The following is a 16,091-nucleotide window of genomic DNA, read 5'->3' as shown; positions in this document are numbered from 1 at the left end:
GTGGAAGGCCGGATTCGGACTCCTGCGGAGGACGTGACAACATGCCGTCATGTCCTCCGCGCTGACCGATCTTTTCCCCACACCGATCGTGCAGGCCCCCATGGCGGGCGGGGTCTCCGTGCCACAGCTCGCCGCCGCCGTGTGCGAGGCCGGCGGGCTCGGCTTCCTCGCGGCCGGGTACAAGACGGCCGACGGCATGCACCAGGAGATCAAGCAACTGCGTGGTCTCACGGCCCGCCCCTTCGGCGTGAACCTCTTCATGCCGCAGCCCGACTACGCCGACCGGGCCGCCGTCGAGGTGTACGCCAACCAGCTCGCCGCCGAGGCCGCCTGGTACAAGGCCGAGCTGGGCAACCCCGACAGCGGGCGCGACGACGGCTACGAAGCCAAGCTCGCCGTCCTCCTCGACAACCCCGTGCCGGTCGTCTCCTTCCACTTCGGCTGTCCCGCCCCCGACGTCCTCCGGGCCCTCTCCGCCAAGGGCACACTGACCCTCGTCACCGTGACCACGGCCGACGAGGCGCTGGCCGTGGAGAGCGCCGGGGCCGACGCCGTGATCGTGCAGGGCGTGGAGGCGGGCGGGCACCAGGGCACCCACCACGACGACCCCGGGCGGGACCGCGCGGGCATCGGTCTGCTCTCCCTCCTCGCCCAGGTCCGCGAGGCCGTCTCGCTTCCGATCGTCGCGGCCGGCGGCATCATGCGGGGCAGCCAGATCGCCGCGGTCCTCGCCGCCGGGGCGTGTGCGGCGCAGCTCGGCACGGCGTTCCTCGCGACACCCGAGTCCGGTGCCAACGCGCTGCACAAGCAGGCTCTGAGTAACCCGCTGTTCGTCGGTACGGAACTGACGCGCGCGTTCTCGGGACGCCCGGCCCGCGGGCTGGTGAACCGCTTCCTGCGCGAGCACGGCCCGTACGCCCCCGCCGCGTACCCCCACGTCCACCACCTCACCTCCGGACTGCGCAAGGCGGCGGCCAAGGCCGGCGATCCGCAGGGCATGGCGCTGTGGGCGGGGCAGGGACACCGGATGGCCCGGGAGCTGCCCGCGGGGCAGCTGGTGGAGGTGCTGGCGACGGAGCTGGCCGCCGCGAGGGCGGAGCTGTCCGCGGGCCCGGAGGGTTCGGCGGAGGGCGTCGCCTGATGACCGCGCCGGTTTTCGTCGTGGACCAACTGGACGGTGTGGGGGCGGAGTTCGTCCTCGACGGTGCCGAGGGACGGCACGCGGTGTCCGTGAAGCGGCTGCGGCCCGGTGAGGACGTGACCCTCACGGACGGGTGCGGGCGGTGGACGCAAGGCGTGGTGAAGACCGCCGACGGCAGGGACCGGCTGGTGGTCACGGACCTGGCACCCGTGCGGGACGAGCCCCCGGAGTCGCCCCGCATCACCGTCGTCCAGGCGTTGCCCAAGGGCGACCGGGGTGAGCTGGCCGTCGAGACCATGACCGAGACCGGGGTGGACGCGATCGTGCCCTGGGCGGCCTCGCGCTGCATCACCCAGTGGAAGGGCGAGCGAGGGCTGAAGGCGCTGGCCAAATGGCGCTCCACGGCGCGTGAGGCGGGGAAGCAGTCGCGGCGGGTTCGCTTTCCCGAGGTCGCGGACGCGGCGACGACGAAGCAGGTTGCCGCGCTGCTCGCCGGGGCGGACTTCGCGGGTGTGCTGCACGAGTCCGGAGACGATCCGCTGGCGACCGTCGACCTTCCCGCTGCCGGGGAGATCGTGCTGGTGGTGGGGCCCGAGGGTGGGGTGTCGCCGGAGGAGCTGGCGCTGTTCGAGGAGGCGGGGGCGCGGGCGTACCGTCTCGGTCGCAGTGTGCTTCGTACGTCGACGGCTGGTACGGCGGCTGCGGCGTTGCTGCTTACGCGGACGGGGCGGTGGGGCTGACCGGGGTTGTTCCTCGCCCCCGCCGCCCCTACCCGTCCCATCCCTTCCCTGGGGCTGCCGACCCCAGACCCCCGCATCGGCCTGAACGGCCTCGTCCTCAAACGCCGGACGGGCTGACATTCAGCCCCTCCGGCGTTTGAGGAGCGGGGGTCCGGGGCTGGCCCCCGAGACGGGGTCGGGGCAGAGCCCCGAAACCCGGAGGTCCAGGGGGCGCAGCCCCCTCGGCGGGGTCGAAGGGCGGAGCCCCTGGGGATGGGACGGGTAGGGGCGGCGGGGGCGAAAAACGCCCCCTGCGCGCGGCGCGGAGCGTGGCCGCATGCGGTCTACCGTGTCGCGGCGGGCGATGGCACGCTGCCGTACATGGGAGCTTTAGGGCGTTTGGGGCATCGGCTGGGCGGGCGTCGGGTTCTGCTGGGGGCGGGGCTCGCCATGGGCGTCATCGTGGGCGTGTCCGCGTGTGAGACAGGCGGACTGAGCACCGCCGCCGTGGCGCACACCACCGACCAGGCCGGAACCCGCGAGCTGGAACGGCAGGGCGCAGACGTGGAGTGGCTCAACTGCACGGCCTCGTACGACGACAGCGACGGCAAGAACCAGTCGCCCTCGGCCGGCGTCGACACCGTCGCCAAAGTCGACTGCAACGGCGAGACGAAGGATGGAAAAGACATCACCATCACGGGAAAGGTGACGCGGGAGATCAACGGCAAGTGCGTCCGCGGTGACCTCACCGCCAAGATCGCGGGCAAGGAGTGGTTCCAGGTGAACGTACTGGGCAACTGCAACGCGCCCGACCCCATCCCGACGCCCACTCCCACCCCGCCCACCGACGACAACTCGCCCGGCGGACCCGGCCCGACCGTCACCGTGACCGTGACGAAGACCGTCTACTGCCAGTCACATCCCACCTGCTGGCCCGAGGGCAAGTGATCCAAACCCCTCCCAAGAACGCCATACGCTGCCTAGAGTGACCTGGTGACACTGCCTGCAGCCTCTGCCTCTCCCGCGTATTTCCGGTTTCCGCACCTGCACGGCGAATCGGTCGCCTTCACCGCCGAGGACGACGTCTGGGTCGCGCCTCTCGACGGTGGCCGCGCCTGGCGGGTCAGCGCCGACAACGTCCCCGTCAACCATCCGCGCATCTCGCCGGACGGCACCACCGTCGCCTGGACCTCCACCCGCGACGGAGCACCCGAGGTCCACATCGCCCCCATCGACGGCGGGCCGTCCAAGCGCCTGACGTACTGGGGAAGCTGGCGGACCCAGGTGCGCGGCTGGACACCCGACGGAAAGGTCCTCGCGCTCAGCACGCAGGGCCAGGCCGGCCTCCGGCGCAGCTGGGCGCGTGCCGTCCCGCTCGACGGCGGACCGGCGACGACCCTGCCGTACGGGCCCGTCGGCGACGTCGTGTACGGACCGAGCACCGTACTGCTGTCCGCGCCCATGGGCCGCGAGGCCGCCTGGTGGAAGCGGTACCGCGGCGGCACGGCGGGCAAGCTGTGGATCGAGCGGGAGCAAGGCGACGGAGGGGACGGAGGGGACGGAGGGGACGGAGGGGACGGAGGCGACGGAGGCGACACCGGTGCCGCCGGTGTCGGCAGTGTCGGCAGTGGGGAGTTCGTGCGGCTCCATGCCGAGCTCGACGGGAACATCGAGTACCCCCTGTGGGTGGGGGACCGGATCGCCTTTCTGTCCGATCACGAAGGGGTCGGGGCGCTCTACTCGTCGTTGAGTGACGGCTCCGATCTGCGGCGGCACACTCCTCTCGACGGGTTCTACGCCCGGCACGCCGCCACCGACGGCACGCGCGTCGTGTACGCGTCCGCCGGTGAGCTGTGGCTCCTCGACGACCTCGACGGCGCGGAGCCCCGGCGGCTCGACATCCGGCTCGGCGGGCAGCGCGTCGATCTCCAGCCGCATCCCGTGAACGCGAGCCACTGGTTCGGGACGGGCTCGCCCGACCACACCGGGCGCGGCAGCGCCGTCTCCGTGCGCGGTGCAGTCCACTGGGTCACCCACCGCTCCGGCCCCACCCGCTCGCTCGCCGTCGAGCACGGCGTACGGGCACGGCTGCCCGTCACCTTCCGCGCGGACGGCGAGGAGTGGGTGGTGTGGGTGACGGACGCCGAGGGCGACGACGCCCTGGAGTTCGCGCCCGCCACCGGAGTCGCGCCGGGGGCCACCCCGCGACGGCTCGCCGCCGGGCAGCTCGGGCGCGTGCTCGGGCTCGCCATGGCGCCCGACGGCAGCCGGGCCGCCGTCGCCTCGCACGACGGGCGCGTGCTGCTCGTCGAGCGGGAGAGCGGCGAGGTGCGCGAGGTCGACCGCAGTGAGGACGGCGAGGTCTCCGGGCTGGTCTTCTCGCCCGACTGTGCCTGGCTCGCCTGGTCCCACCCCGGCCCGAGCCCGCTGCGCCAGCTCAAACTCGCCAACACCACCGACCTGTCGGTGACGGAGGCGACGCCGCTGCGGTTCCAGGACTACTCGCCCGCCTTCACGCTGGACGGCAAGCACCTGGCGTTCCTGTCCGCGCGGTCCTTCGACCCGGTCTACGACGAGCACGTCTTCGACCTGGCCTTCGTCGGCGGCTCGCGTCCGCATCTCATCACGCTCGCCGCGACGACCCCGTCCCCCTTCGGACCGCAACGCCACGGCCGCCCCTTCGAGGCGCCCGACAAGGACGAGACGCCGGACAGCGAGGGCGCCCCCGCGACCCGAATCGACCTCGAAGGGCTCGCCGACCGGATCGTGCCGTTCCCCGTCGAGGCCGCGCGCTACTCGGGGCTGCGGGCCGCCAAGGACGGCGTGCTGTGGCTGCGGCACCCGGTGCGCGGCGTACTCGGTCACGCGCGGGCCACGCCCGACGACCCGGACCCCAAGACCTCGCTGGAGCGGTACGACCTCGCCCAGCAGCGCGTCGAGTACCTCGCCTCCGACGCCGAGCGGTTCGCGGTCAGCGGCGACGGCAAGCGGGTGCTGCTGTGGACCGACGGCAAGCTCAAGGTCGTCCCCAGCGACCGGCGCGCCTCCAGCGACGAGGACAGCGACACCAACATCACCGTCGACCTGTCGCGCGTACGGCAGACCGTCGACCCGGCCGCCGAGTGGCGCCAGATGTACGACGAGGCCGGCCGCTTCATGCGGGACAACTTCTGGCGGCCTGATCTCGGGGGAGTCGACTGGGACGGGGTGCTGGACCGGTACCGGCCCGCGCTCGCCCGGGTCGCCACCCACGACGACCTGGTGGACCTGCTGTGGGAGGTGCAGGGCGAACTCGGTACGTCGCACGCGTACGTCACTCCGCGCGGCGGCGGGGGATGGGGCGAGCGGCGGCAGGGGCTCCTCGGCGCCGACATCTCCCGGCACGAGGACGGCCCCCAGGGATCGGCTCGGTGGCGCATCGACCGCGTCCTGCCGTCGGAGACCTCCGACCCCGAAGCCCACGCGCCGCTCGCCGCGCCCGGAGTGGCGGTACGGGCCGGGGACGCGATCATCGCGGTGGGCGGGCAGCCCGTGGATCCGGTGACCGGTCCGGGTCCGCTGCTCGTGGGTACGGCGGGCAAGCCCGTCGAACTGACCGTCCTGCCCGCCGGCGGCGGGGACCCCCGGCACACGGTCGTCGTGCCCATCGACGACGAGGAGCCGCTCCGCTACCACGCATGGGTGGCGGACCGGAGGGCCTACGTGCACGAGAAGTCCGGGGGCCGGCTGGGCTACCTGCACGTGCCGGACATGCAGGCGCCGGGCTGGGCGCAGATCCACCGCGACCTGCGGATCGAGGTGGCGCGGGAGGGCCTCGTGGTGGACGTCCGCGAGAACCGTGGCGGGCACACCTCCCAGCTGGTCATCGAGAAGCTGGCGCGCCGGATCGTGGGCTGGGACGTGCCGCGCGGGATGCGGCCGTACAGCTACCCGGGGGATGCGCCGCGCGGGCCCGTCGTCGCCGTCGCCAACGAGTTCTCCGGGTCCGACGGGGACATCGTGAACGCGGCGATCAAGGCGCTCGGGATCGGGCCGGTGGTCGGTACCCGGACGTGGGGCGGCGTCATCGGCATCGACAGCCGCTACCGCCTCGTCGACGGCACGCTCGTCACTCAGCCGAAGTACGCGTTCTGGCTGGAGGGGTACGGGTGGGGCGTCGAGAACCACGGTGTGGACCCCGACGTTGAGGTCGTCCAGGCCCCGCACGATTACGCGGCGGGGCGGGACGCACAGCTGGACGAGGCGATCCGCCTCGCGCTGGCCGCGCTGGAGGAGACACCGGCGAAGACGGCTCCGCCGCTGCCGGAGTTGTGAGCCGCGCGGGGGCCTGGGTCGGGGCGGGGCGGGTCCTGCTGAGAGGTTTCGCCCCCGCCGCCCCTACCCGTCCCATCCCCAGGGGCGCTGCCCCTTCGACCCCGACCGAGGGGCTGCGCCCCCTGGGCCCCCCATGGCTTTGGGGCTCTGCCCCGGACCCCGGTTTCGGGGGCCGGCCCCCGGACCCCTGCTCCTCAAACGCCGGAGGGGCTGAAAGTTCAGCGGGGGTCTGGGGGCGGCAGCCCCAGGGAAGGGACGGGAATGGGTAGGGGCGGCGGGGGCGAAATCCCCTCGGTACCATGCCCCGGACGTGATCTATCGGCGGCGAGGAGGCACGCATGGCTGGGGAGCCGCAGGACGACTGTCTGTTCTGCAAGATCGTGGCGGGGCAGATTCCGGCGACCGTGGTACGGGAGACGGAGACGACCGTCGCGTTCCGGGACATCAACCCTCAGGCACCGACGCACGTGCTGATCATCCCCCGGGTGCACTACCCCGACATCGCCACCCTCGGCTCCGCCGAGCCCAACATCGCCGCGGACCTGCTCCGCGAGTCCGGCGAGGTGGCCGGAGAGGAAAAGCTGGAGAGCTACCGGGTCGTGTTCAACACCGGCAGCGGCGCCGGGCAGACCGTCTTCCACGCGCACGCGCACCTCATCGGCGGGCGCGGGCTCGAATGGCCCCCCGGATAACTCGCCATGTCCGTACGCGAACTGGTGGTCCTCGGTACCGCCAGCCAGGTCCCGACCCGGCACCGCAACCACAACGGGTACGTGCTGCGGTGGGACGGCGAGGGAATCCTGTTCGACCCCGGTGAGGGCACCCAGCGGCAGATGCTGCGTGCCGGAGTCGCTGCCCACGACCTGCACCGGATCTGTGTCACACACTTCCACGGGGATCATTCGCTGGGCCTCGCCGGTGTCATCCAGCGCATCAACCTCGACCGCGTACCGCACGACGTCACCGCGCACTACCCGCGCTCCGGGCAGCGGTTCTTCGACCGGCTGCGGTACGCGACCGCGTACCGCGAGACCGTGCAACTGGTCCAGGCGCCGGTCGCGGAGGACGGTGTGCTCGCCGACACCTCCTCGTACCGCCTTGAGGCGCGCAGGCTCTCCCATCCCGTCGAGTCGTTCGGGTACCGGCTCGTCGAGCCCGACGGGCGGCGCATGCTGCCGGAGCGGCTGGCCGCGCACGGGATCAAGGGGCCGGACGTCGGGCGGATACAGAGAGAAGGGGCCCTGGGGGGCGTCTCACTCGGGGACGTGAGCGAGGTGCGGCGCGGGCAGCGGTTCGCGTTCGTCATGGACACCCGGCTGTGCGAGGGCGTGTACGCGCTGGCCGACGGCTGCGACATGCTCGTCATCGAGTCGACGTTCCTCGACGAGGAAGCGGAACTCGCCGACGAGTACGGCCACCTGACAGCCGGTCAGGCGGCCGGCGTGGCGCGGGACGCGGGCGTGCGGCACCTCGTGCTGACGCACTTCAGTCAGCGGTACACCGAGCCCGACGAGTTCGAGCGGCAGGCGCGGGCCGCCGGGTACGAGGGGGAGCTGACGGTGGCGCACGACCTGTTGCGGGTGCCGGTACCGAAGCGCAGATAAAACGGCCGTACGATGCGTTGATGCCCCTCCCGAAAGCTGAACTTCACCTGCACATCGAAGGCACCCTGGAGCCCGAGCTGGCGTTCGCGCTGGCCGCGCGGAACGGGGTCGCGTTGCCGTACGCCGACACGGACGAGCTCCGTGAGGCGTACCGGTTCGAGGATCTGCAGTCCTTCCTGAACCTGTACTACGAGCTCATGGCCGTCCTGCGGACCGAGCGGGACTTCGAGGACCTGGCCGACGCGTATCTCGCGCGGGCCGCCGCGCAGGGGGTGCGGCACGCCGAGATCTTCTTCGATCCGCAGGCCCACATCGCGCGGGGCGTGGCGATGGGGACGGTGGTGGAGGGGCTGTGGCGTGCGCTCGGCCGATGGGGGTCCCCCCGCTCGAGCGAAGCCGAGAGTGGGGGACAGGACACGCACGGGGTCTCCACCCAGCTGATCATGTGCTTCCTGCGGGACGAGTCCGCCGAGTCGGCGATGGAGACCCTGGAGGCCGCGAAACCGTATCTCGACCGGATCGTGGGCATCGGCCTCGACTCCGCGGAGGTCGGGCATCCGCCGGTGAAGTTCCGGGAGGTGTACGAGGCGGCGGCCGGTCTGGGGCTGCGGCGGGTGGCGCACGCGGGGGAGGAGGGCCCGCCGTCGTACATCGTCGAGGCCCTGGACGTGCTCGGGGTCGAGCGGGTCGACCACGGCCTGCGGTGCATGGAGGACGAGGCGCTGGTCGAGCGGCTCGTACGGGAGCGGGTGCCGTTGACGCTGTGCCCGCTGTCGAACGTCCGGCTCCGCGCGGTCGACGCCCTCGCCGACCACCCCCTGCCCGCCATGCTGGACGCCGGGCTGCTGTGCACGGTCAACTCCGATGACCCGGCCTACTTCGGCGGTTACGCGGGCGACAACTTCGACGCGGTGCGCTCGACGCTGGGCCTGAGCGAGGAGCGGCTGCGCGAACTGGCCCGCAACTCGTTCCTGGCGTCCTTCCTGGAGCACGACGAGGAGCGGCGGGCACGGTACCTCGCCGAGGTGGAGGCGTACGAGTTCGGGTAGCGGCGCCGTCCCGGCCCGGGCGCGTGCGGGTTGGTTCGCGGCGCCGCCGGGAGCGTCCCGTGAGCGCATCGCCCGAGCTCGGCCTCAGCGCCAGTTGACCGCACCCGACACCCAGGGCGTCGCCGCCTCCACCTTCGCCCGGATCTCGCGCATCACCGAGATGATCTGTTCCTCGTGGCTCGGCGAGAGCCGCGCCACCGGCACCGAGCAGCTGATCGCGTCCTGAGCGGGAGTGTCGTAGCGGAGGGCGAAGCCGAAGCCGACGATGCCCGTGACGCCCTCCTCGTGGTCGACGGAGTAGCCGCGGGCGCGCGTCGCGGCGATGTCGGACAGGAGGGACTCGCGGGTGGTGTGAGTATTGAGGGTCAGCCGGGCGTACGGGGGCTCGGGGAGGGCGTCGTCGGCGCGTTCCGCCAGGAGGGCCTTGCCCAGGGCGCCCGCGTGGGCGGGGAGGCGGCGGCCCACGCGGCTGATCGTGCGCAGGTACTCGTGGGACTCGCGGGTCGCGAGGTAGGCGACGTCCGTGCCGTCCAGGCGGCCCATGTGGATCGTCTCGCCCAGGGCGTCGGAGGCCTTGTCGAGGTAGGGGCGGACGACGCGGACGCGCGGGTCGGAGTCCAGGTAGCTCGTGCCGGTGAGCAGGGCGCGGATACCGATGCCGTAGAGGGAGCCCGTGGCGTCCGTGCGGACCCAGCCGCGGTTGATCAGGGTCTGGAGCAGGGCGTACATCGAGCTGCGGGGGACCTGGAGCTCGTCCGCCAGTTCCTGGAGGCGTGCGGGGCGGTCGCCGCGGGCGGCCAGGAGTTCCAGCAGGTCGACCGTGCGGGCGGCGGACTTCACCTCGCGTACACCGCGTTCGTCCGTGGGTTCCGACATGAGCTGATCGTAAGGGGATCGCGCACGACCGTTGACGGCTGATGGACGACCTTCGCGGAGATCGAGGCGTCTCACGTTCGAGGACGGCACTGCTCCGGGGCCGCTGAGGGCGCCCGACGCGGGGCGCATGCGCGGTCGTGCGACGCATGGGGCGGCTCCGGCGCGAGGGGCGGCGCTGTGCGGGGCGGTTGGTGCACACTGGGCCTGATCCGCACCACGCCAGGGAGCACACCGTGATCGCGTCCAAGGGAGAGCGACTGTACCGCCGGCCCCACGTCGACCCCCTCGCCGCTCTGCGCACACCGGGCGACCCGCCGTGGGACGTGTACCTGACCGGCACCGTCTTCCTCGACATCGTCTTCACCGGCCTCGACTTCGCCCCCGTGCGCGGGACCGAGTCCTGGGCGCGCGGCATGGGGTCGAGCCCCGGCGGCGTGGCGAACATGGCGACCGCGCTCGCCCGGCTCGGTCTGCGGACGTCCCTGGCGGCGGCCTTCGGGGACGACCACTACGGGGAGTACTGCTGGGATGCCCTGGAGCAGGGCGAGGGCATCGACCTGACCCCGTCCCGTACGGTCCCCGGCTGGCACTCCCCGGTCACCGTCTCCATGGCGTACGAGGGCGAGCGCACGATGGTCTCGCACGGTCACGAGCCGCCGCCGGAGGAGACCGCGCCGGAGTGCCCGCCCCATGCGCGCGCCGCGGTCGCGTCCCTGACGCCCGGGGTGCGTGCCCCCTGGATCGCCCAGGCCGCGGGCAAGGGGACCCGGATCTTCGCCGACGTCGGCTGGGACGACACCGGCCGCTGGGACCTGGCGGGCCTCGCCGACCTGGAGCACTGCGAGGCGTTCCTGCCCAACGCGGCGGAGGCGATGCGCTACACCGGCGCCGACTGTCCCCGTGCGGCCGCGCACGCCCTCACCGAGTACGTGCCGCTCGCTGTGGTGACCCTCGGTGCGCAGGGGGCGTACGCCGTGGACGCGCGGACCGGTGAGACCGCCGAGGTGCCGGCCATCGCCGTCGAGGCGATGGATCCCACGGGGGCGGGTGACGTGTTCGTGGCGGGTTTCGTGGCCGGGACACTGGCCGAGTGGCCGCTGGCGGACCGGCTGGCCTTCGCCGGGCTGACCGCGGCGCTGTCGGTGCAGGAGTTCGGGGGCTCCCTGTCGGCTCCCGGCTGGTCCGAGACCGCCGCGTGGTGGCGGCGGGTGCAGTCGCTGGAGGGCCAGGACCCGGCGGCCCTGCAGCGCTACGCCTTCCTGGAGTCCCTGCTGCCCGAGGAGGAGGTCAGCCCGTGGCCGCTGCGGAGGGCGGTGCCGACGATCGGGTTCAAGCGGTCGGCGTGACCGGACGGGTTCGGTTCGGTTCGGTGAGTTCAGGCAGCGGGATGTCGTCCCAGCCGCCCAGCCGCCCAGCCGCCCAGCCGCCCAGCTGCCCGGCCGCCCGGCCGGGCGCGCAGGAGGTTGCCGCCGCAACTCCAGGGGCGCCGGCCCCGGCATCCGACATCCGACATCCTGAGCATCCCCCATTGAAGAACGATCGTTCTTGACTGAGCGTTCTTTAATCGCGTACCGTCATCGACATGGGACGACCACGCGCCTTCGACACCGACCAGGCCATCAGCGCCGCGGCCGCCCTCTTCGCCGCCCACGGCTATGAGGGCACGTCGGTGGACGACCTGGTCACCGCCACCGGCATCCACCGGGGCAGTCTCTACAAGGTGTTCGGCTCCAAACGGGGCCTGCATCTGACCGCCCTGCGCAACCACCTCGACCACGAGATCCATCCGGCCGCCATTGCGATCGCCGCCATCGCCGACCCCGCCCAGGCACTGACGGCCGCCATCGCCGGGTACGACGACGGCCCGGCCGCCGGACTCCTCCTCCTCGCCGCGGCCGAACGCGCCCCCCACGACCCGGAGGTCGCCGCACTGGTCGCGGAAGGCATCACCGCGCTGGAGGAGGCTCTGCGCCCCACCCACGGCGACGCCGCACCCCGACTCGCCTCCACCGTCCTCGGCACCCGCCTGCGCCTGCGCGCCCGCCCGCCGACCGCACCGAAGGAGCACTCACTGACATGGCCGTGATCACCATCGACCGTGAACGCGCCCTCCTGACCGCCGAATTCCAGGGCCTCGACAAGCTCTGGACGTTGAAGAGCCGCCTTGAGATCCCCCTCGCCCACGTGCGTGGCGCCACCCACGACCCCGGCATCGCACGCGAGCCCAGGGGCATCCGGGTCGCCGGTACCCACATGCCCGGAGTGATCACCGCCGGCCGCTTCCGCCGTGGCGGCGAACACCTCTTCTGGGACGTGAAGAACCCGGCCAAGGCGGTCGTCATCGAACTCGCCGACGCAGCGACATATGACCGCCTCGTCATCGAGGTCGACGACCCTCGCGCCACCGTGGCCCTCATCGAACAGTCCATCGCCCGGGACGAAGTGTGACGTCAGGCTCGGACACGCCTCGGGAAGGAAAGTCGGCCCGACTCCCGCCGCTGCCACGCCAACCCGACCGCGAAAAGCCCTACGGCGTTGTCAGTACCCCGGCGTACCCTGGAAACCGCCAGACCGCCCATGGGGCGGGCGAGTCGTATCGAGGAGGACGAGCAAGGCCTACAGAGCCGGCCCATGACTCAAACACCCACAGCTCACACCTCCGCGCAGGAGCAGGCGAGAGCGCAGTTCACCGTTCCGGCCGCACACCCCATGGTGACCGTGCTGGGTTCCGGAGACTCCCTCCTGCGCGTGATCGAGAAGGCCTTCCCGGCGGTCGACATCCATGTCCGGGGCAATGAGATCAGCGCGGTCGGCGACTCGGGTGAGGTCGCCCTGGTCCAGCGCCTGTTCGACGAGATGATGCTGGTGCTCCGCACCGGACAGCCGATGACGGAGGACGCAGTGGAACGCTCGATCGCCATGCTCAGGGCGAGCGAGAACGGGGAGAGCGACGGCCAGGAAACCCCGGCCGAGGTACTCACGCAGAACATCCTGTCCTCGCGCGGCCGCACGATCCGCCCCAAGACGCTCAACCAGAAGCGTTACGTGGACGCGATCGACAAGCACACCATCGTCTTCGGCATCGGTCCCGCGGGCACGGGCAAGACCTACCTCGCCATGGCCAAGGCGGTCCAGGCCCTCCAGTCCAAGCAGGTCAACCGCATCATCCTGACCCGCCCGGCGGTGGAGGCGGGCGAGCGGCTCGGCTTCCTGCCCGGCACGCTCTACGAGAAGATCGACCCGTACCTGCGCCCGCTGTACGACGCGCTGCACGACATGCTCGACCCGGATTCCATCCCACGGCTCATGGCCGCGGGGACCATCGAGGTCGCGCCGCTCGCGTACATGCGTGGCCGCACGCTCAACGACGCCTTCATCATCCTGGACGAGGCCCAGAACACGAGCCCCGAGCAGATGAAAATGTTCCTCACCCGCCTCGGCTTCGACTCGAAGATAGTGATCACGGGCGATGTCACCCAGGTCGACCTGCCGGACGGCACGAAGTCCGGCCTGCGGCAGGTGCGGGACATCCTGGAGGGCGTCGAGGACGTGCACTTCTCCATCCTGTCGTCCCACGATGTCGTCCGGCACAAGCTGGTCGGCCGTATCGTCGACGCGTACGAGAAGTACGACAGCAAGAACGGCACGCAGAACGGCACCCACAAGGGCCGCGGCAAGGCCGGACACGGGCACAAGGGGAAGTAGACCAGCACGACCATGTCGATCGACGTCAACAACGAGTCCGGAACCGAGGTCGACGAGCAGGCGATCCTCGACATCGCCCGCTACGCGCTCGCACGGATGCGCATCCACCCGCTCTCCGAGCTCTCGGTGATCGTCGTGGACGCCGACGCCATGGAGCAACTGCACATCCAGTGGATGGATCTGCCCGGGCCCACGGATGTCATGTCCTTTCCGATGGACGAGCTGCGGCCGCCCTCGAAGGACGACGACGAGCCTCCGCACGGGCTCCTCGGTGACATCGTGTTGTGCCCGGAGGTCGCGGCCAAGCAGGGCACGGAAGCGCCCACGCAGCACTCCATGGACGAGGAGCTCCAACTGCTCACCGTCCACGGAGTGCTGCACCTGCTCGGGTACGACCACGAGGCGCCGGACGAGAAGGCCGAGATGTTCGGCCTCCAGGCGGCCATCGTCGACGGCTGGCGCGCGGAGAAGGGCCTGACGGGCCCCTCCCCGGCCCCCACCGTGTCATGAGCGCATCCCTTCTCACCGGCGCCGTCGCGCTGGTCGTCGTGGCCTGGCTCGCCGCCTGCGCGGAGGCGGGCCTCGCGCGCGTCTCCAGCTTCCGAGCCGAGGAGGCCGTACGGTCCGGGCGGCGCGGCAGCGCCAAGCTCGCCCAGGTCGCGGCCGACCCCACCCGCTACCTCAACGTGGCACTGCTCGTGCGCGTCGCCTGCGAGATGGCGGCCGCCGCGCTGATCACGTACGCCTGCCTCCAGGAGTTCGACAAGACCTGGCAGGCCCTCGTCGTCGCCATCGCCGTGATGGTCCTCGTGTCGTACGTCGCCGTCGGGGTGTCGCCGCGCACGATCGGCCGCCAGCACCCGCTGAACACGGCGACGGCCGCCGCGTACGTGCTGCTCCCGCTGGCCCGGATCATGGGCCCGATCCCGCCCCTGCTGATCCTCATCGGTAACGCGCTCACCCCCGGCAAGGGCTTCCGCCGCGGCCCCTTCGCCTCCGAGGCGGAGTTGCGCGCGCTGGTGGACCTGGCCGAGAAGGAGTCCCTGATCGAGGCCGAGGAGCGCCGTATGGTGCACTCCGTCTTCGAACTCGGCGACACCCTCGTCCGCGAGGTCATGGTCCCGCGGACCGACCTGGTCGTCATCGAGCGTTTCAAGACGATCCGTCAGGCCCTCACCCTGGCCCTGCGCTCCGGCTTCTCCCGCATCCCGGTCACCGGCGAGAGCGAGGACGACATCGTAGGGATCGTGTACCTGAAGGACCTGGCCCGCAAGACGCACATCAGCCGGGACGCCGAGTCCGAGCTGGTCTCCACCGCCATGCGGCCCGCAGCCTTCGTCCCCGACACCAAGAACGCGGGTGACCTGCTGCGTGAGATGCAGCAGGAGCGCAACCACGTCGCCGTCGTCATCGACGAGTACGGCGGCACGGCCGGCATCGTCACCATCGAGGACATCCTCGAGGAGATCGTCGGCGAGATCACCGACGAGTACGACCGTGAGCTGCCCCCGGTGGAGGAGCTCGGCGAGGACCGCTACCGCGTGACGGCCCGCCTCGACATCGGCGACCTCGGCGAGCTGTACGGCATAGAGGCGTACGACGACGAGGACGTGGAGACGGTGGGCGGGCTGCTCGCGAAGGCGCTGGGCCGCGTGCCGATCGCCGGGGCCTCGTCCGTCGTGCCCCTGCCGGACGAGCGGGAGCTGCGCCTCACCGCCGAGGCCGCCGCCGGCCGCCGGAACAAGATCGTCACGGTGCTGGTGGAGCCGATCGGGCCGCCCGAGCCCGTGGAGGCGGAGAAGGAGTCCGAGTGACGCCCCAGGAGCTGCGCGCGTTCTGCCTCTCCTTCAACGCGGCAGTGGAGGACTTCCCGTTCAACCCGGAGACCTCGGTCTTCAAGGTCCTGGGCAAGATGTTCGCCCTGACGTACCTGGACGGGCGCCCGCTCACCGTCAACCTCAAGTGCGACCCGGAGGACGCCGTACGGCTGCGCGGCGAGTACCCCGGCCTGATCATCCCCGGCTACCACATGAACAAGCGCCACTGGAACACGGTCACGGCCGACGGCGACCTCCCGGACCACGTCGTCCGGGAGCTCATCGAGGACTCCTACGACCTGGTGGTGGCCGGCCTGCCACGAGCGGAGCGGCTCCGCCTGGATCGTCCCTGAGCGTCCTGGACCGTCCCTGAGCGTCCTCTGCAGCGGCTGTCCTCGGCGTGGTGGGGTGAGTGGGCCGGTGGTCGCCGTGCCTCCGTATGCTCGGGGGCATGACCGACAGCAGCGCGCTCGACCCAGAGGACCGCAAGATCGTCACCCTGGCCCGGTCGGCCCGGGCCCGTAACGGGGTGCCCGAGGGCGCGGCCGTACGGGACGACACGGGGCGTACGTATGTGGCGGGGACCGTCGACCTCGACTCGCTGCGGTTGAGCGCGCTGCGTACGGCCGTCGCGATGGCCGTGGCGTCCGGGGCGAAGTCCCTTGAGGCGGCCGCGGTGGTCACGGAGTCGGAGGGCGTGCCGGAGGAGGACCGGGCGGCGGTACGGGATCTCGGTGGTGCGGGGACTCCGGTGTTGGTTGCGGGGCCGGACGGTTCGGTGCGGGGGACTGTGACGGCGGGCTGAGGTGTTGGTGGCGGACTGAGGGGTTTGCGGATGCTTGGGGTGGGTGGGTGGGTCGGTGGCG

Annotated in this window: 16 protein-coding genes; 15 read left to right on the top strand and 1 reads right to left on the bottom strand. The window is 71.7% G+C overall.

Annotated elements, in window-relative coordinates:
* Window positions 1-49: 49 nt before the first annotated feature.
* The 7 genes from E0500_RS01050 to E0500_RS01020 all read left to right on the top strand — a co-directional run bounded on the left by E0500_RS01050 (window position 50) and on the right by E0500_RS01020 (window position 8,827).
* Window positions 50-1,141, top strand: coding sequence for a nitronate monooxygenase (locus tag E0500_RS01050; protein WP_131569461.1), 1,092 nt, complete (start codon window positions 50-52; stop codon window positions 1,139-1,141).
* Window positions 1,141-1,881 carry a 16S rRNA (uracil(1498)-N(3))-methyltransferase gene (locus E0500_RS01045; protein ID WP_131569459.1) on the top strand — a complete coding sequence of 247 codons (741 nt, stop codon included), beginning with the start codon at window positions 1,141-1,143 and terminating at the stop codon, window positions 1,879-1,881. Before E0500_RS01050 ends, E0500_RS01045 begins: the two co-directional genes overlap by 1 nt.
* A 360-nt stretch (window positions 1,882-2,241) precedes the next feature.
* Complete coding sequence (locus E0500_RS01040) at window positions 2,242-2,808, top strand: hypothetical protein (RefSeq protein ID WP_181586824.1); 567 nt, start codon at window positions 2,242-2,244, stop codon at window positions 2,806-2,808.
* A 45-nt stretch (window positions 2,809-2,853) separates the two neighbouring features.
* On the top strand, window positions 2,854-6,174 hold the full coding sequence (locus tag E0500_RS01035) for a S41 family peptidase (RefSeq protein ID WP_165935272.1): 3,321 nt from the start codon (window positions 2,854-2,856) through the stop codon (window positions 6,172-6,174).
* A 338-nt stretch (window positions 6,175-6,512) separates the two neighbouring features.
* Entirely contained in the window at window positions 6,513-6,866 is a 354-nt protein-coding gene (locus E0500_RS01030; protein ID WP_131570872.1) for a histidine triad nucleotide-binding protein, read from the top strand.
* Between the two features lie 6 nt (window positions 6,867-6,872).
* Window positions 6,873-7,778 carry a ribonuclease Z gene (locus E0500_RS01025; RefSeq protein WP_131570873.1) on the top strand — a complete coding sequence of 302 codons (906 nt, stop codon included), beginning with the start codon at window positions 6,873-6,875 and terminating at the stop codon, window positions 7,776-7,778.
* Window positions 7,779-7,798: 20 nt separating this feature from the next.
* On the top strand, window positions 7,799-8,827 hold the full coding sequence (locus tag E0500_RS01020; protein ID WP_165935220.1) for an adenosine deaminase: 1,029 nt from the start codon (window positions 7,799-7,801) through the stop codon (window positions 8,825-8,827).
* A gap of 84 nt (window positions 8,828-8,911) precedes the next feature.
* Here E0500_RS01020 and E0500_RS01015 read toward each other — a convergent pair whose 3' ends face one another.
* Window positions 8,912-9,703, bottom strand: coding sequence for an IclR family transcriptional regulator (locus tag E0500_RS01015; RefSeq protein ID WP_131570875.1), 792 nt, complete (start codon window positions 9,701-9,703; stop codon window positions 8,912-8,914).
* 233 nt (window positions 9,704-9,936) lie between these two features.
* Between E0500_RS01015 and E0500_RS01010 the strand changes: the two genes are divergently transcribed.
* The 8 genes from E0500_RS01010 (at window position 9,937) to E0500_RS00975 (ending at window position 16,030) form a co-directional block, all read left to right on the top strand.
* Window positions 9,937-11,049, top strand: a complete 1,113-nt coding sequence (locus E0500_RS01010) for a PfkB family carbohydrate kinase (protein WP_309504773.1) — start codon at window positions 9,937-9,939, stop codon at window positions 11,047-11,049.
* A gap of 236 nt (window positions 11,050-11,285) precedes the next feature.
* Window positions 11,286-11,789 carry a TetR/AcrR family transcriptional regulator gene (locus tag E0500_RS01005; RefSeq protein WP_131570879.1) on the top strand — a complete coding sequence of 168 codons (504 nt, stop codon included), beginning with the start codon at window positions 11,286-11,288 and terminating at the stop codon, window positions 11,787-11,789.
* Window positions 11,780-12,151 carry a hypothetical protein gene (locus tag E0500_RS01000; RefSeq protein ID WP_131570881.1) on the top strand — a complete coding sequence of 124 codons (372 nt, stop codon included), beginning with the start codon at window positions 11,780-11,782 and terminating at the stop codon, window positions 12,149-12,151. The genes E0500_RS01005 and E0500_RS01000 overlap by 10 nt, the downstream gene beginning before the upstream one ends.
* Before the next feature lie 183 nt (window positions 12,152-12,334).
* Window positions 12,335-13,408, top strand: a complete 1,074-nt coding sequence (locus E0500_RS00995) for a PhoH family protein (protein WP_131570883.1) — start codon at window positions 12,335-12,337, stop codon at window positions 13,406-13,408.
* Window positions 13,409-13,420: 12 nt separating this feature from the next.
* The gene (ybeY, locus tag E0500_RS00990) at window positions 13,421-13,918 is read left to right on the top strand and encodes an rRNA maturation RNase YbeY (protein ID WP_131570885.1); all 498 of its coding nucleotides are present in this window, start codon (window positions 13,421-13,423) and stop codon (window positions 13,916-13,918) included.
* Complete coding sequence (locus tag E0500_RS00985; protein WP_131570886.1) at window positions 13,915-15,222, top strand: hemolysin family protein; 1,308 nt, start codon at window positions 13,915-13,917, stop codon at window positions 15,220-15,222. Before ybeY ends, E0500_RS00985 begins: the two co-directional genes overlap by 4 nt.
* Complete coding sequence (locus E0500_RS00980; protein ID WP_131570888.1) at window positions 15,219-15,578, top strand: MmcQ/YjbR family DNA-binding protein; 360 nt, start codon at window positions 15,219-15,221, stop codon at window positions 15,576-15,578. The genes E0500_RS00985 and E0500_RS00980 overlap by 4 nt, the downstream gene beginning before the upstream one ends.
* Before the next feature lie 98 nt (window positions 15,579-15,676).
* Complete coding sequence (locus tag E0500_RS00975) at window positions 15,677-16,030, top strand: cytidine deaminase (RefSeq protein ID WP_131570890.1); 354 nt, start codon at window positions 15,677-15,679, stop codon at window positions 16,028-16,030.
* The last annotated feature ends 61 nt before the right edge of the window (window positions 16,031-16,091 follow it).

Origin of the sequence: Streptomyces sp. KM273126, assembly GCF_004337435.2 — a bacterium.
Classification (GTDB): Bacteria; Actinomycetota; Actinomycetes; order Streptomycetales; family Streptomycetaceae; genus Streptomyces; species Streptomyces acidicola.
This window is presented reverse-complemented; position numbering and strand designations above follow the sequence as displayed.

Coding starts and splice junctions, on each gene's coding strand:
- E0500_RS01050 (WP_131569461.1), top strand. CDS start 50: ATGTCCTCCGCGCTGACCGATCTTTTCCCCACACCGATCGTGCAGGCC.
- E0500_RS01045 (WP_131569459.1), top strand. CDS start 1,141: ATGACCGCGCCGGTTTTCGTCGTGGACCAACTGGACGGTGTGGGGGCG.
- E0500_RS01040 (WP_181586824.1), top strand. CDS start 2,242: ATGGGAGCTTTAGGGCGTTTGGGGCATCGGCTGGGCGGGCGTCGGGTT.
- E0500_RS01030 (WP_131570872.1), top strand. CDS start 6,513: ATGGCTGGGGAGCCGCAGGACGACTGTCTGTTCTGCAAGATCGTGGCG.
- E0500_RS01025 (WP_131570873.1), top strand. CDS start 6,873: ATGTCCGTACGCGAACTGGTGGTCCTCGGTACCGCCAGCCAGGTCCCG.
- E0500_RS01020 (WP_165935220.1), top strand. CDS start 7,799: ATGCCCCTCCCGAAAGCTGAACTTCACCTGCACATCGAAGGCACCCTG.
- E0500_RS01015 (WP_131570875.1), bottom strand. CDS start 9,703: ATGTCGGAACCCACGGACGAACGCGGTGTACGCGAGGTGAAGTCCGCC.
- E0500_RS01005 (WP_131570879.1), top strand. CDS start 11,286: ATGGGACGACCACGCGCCTTCGACACCGACCAGGCCATCAGCGCCGCG.
- E0500_RS01000 (WP_131570881.1), top strand. CDS start 11,780: ATGGCCGTGATCACCATCGACCGTGAACGCGCCCTCCTGACCGCCGAA.
- E0500_RS00995 (WP_131570883.1), top strand. CDS start 12,335: ATGACTCAAACACCCACAGCTCACACCTCCGCGCAGGAGCAGGCGAGA.
- ybeY (WP_131570885.1), top strand. CDS start 13,421: ATGTCGATCGACGTCAACAACGAGTCCGGAACCGAGGTCGACGAGCAG.
- E0500_RS00985 (WP_131570886.1), top strand. CDS start 13,915: ATGAGCGCATCCCTTCTCACCGGCGCCGTCGCGCTGGTCGTCGTGGCC.
- E0500_RS00975 (WP_131570890.1), top strand. CDS start 15,677: ATGACCGACAGCAGCGCGCTCGACCCAGAGGACCGCAAGATCGTCACC.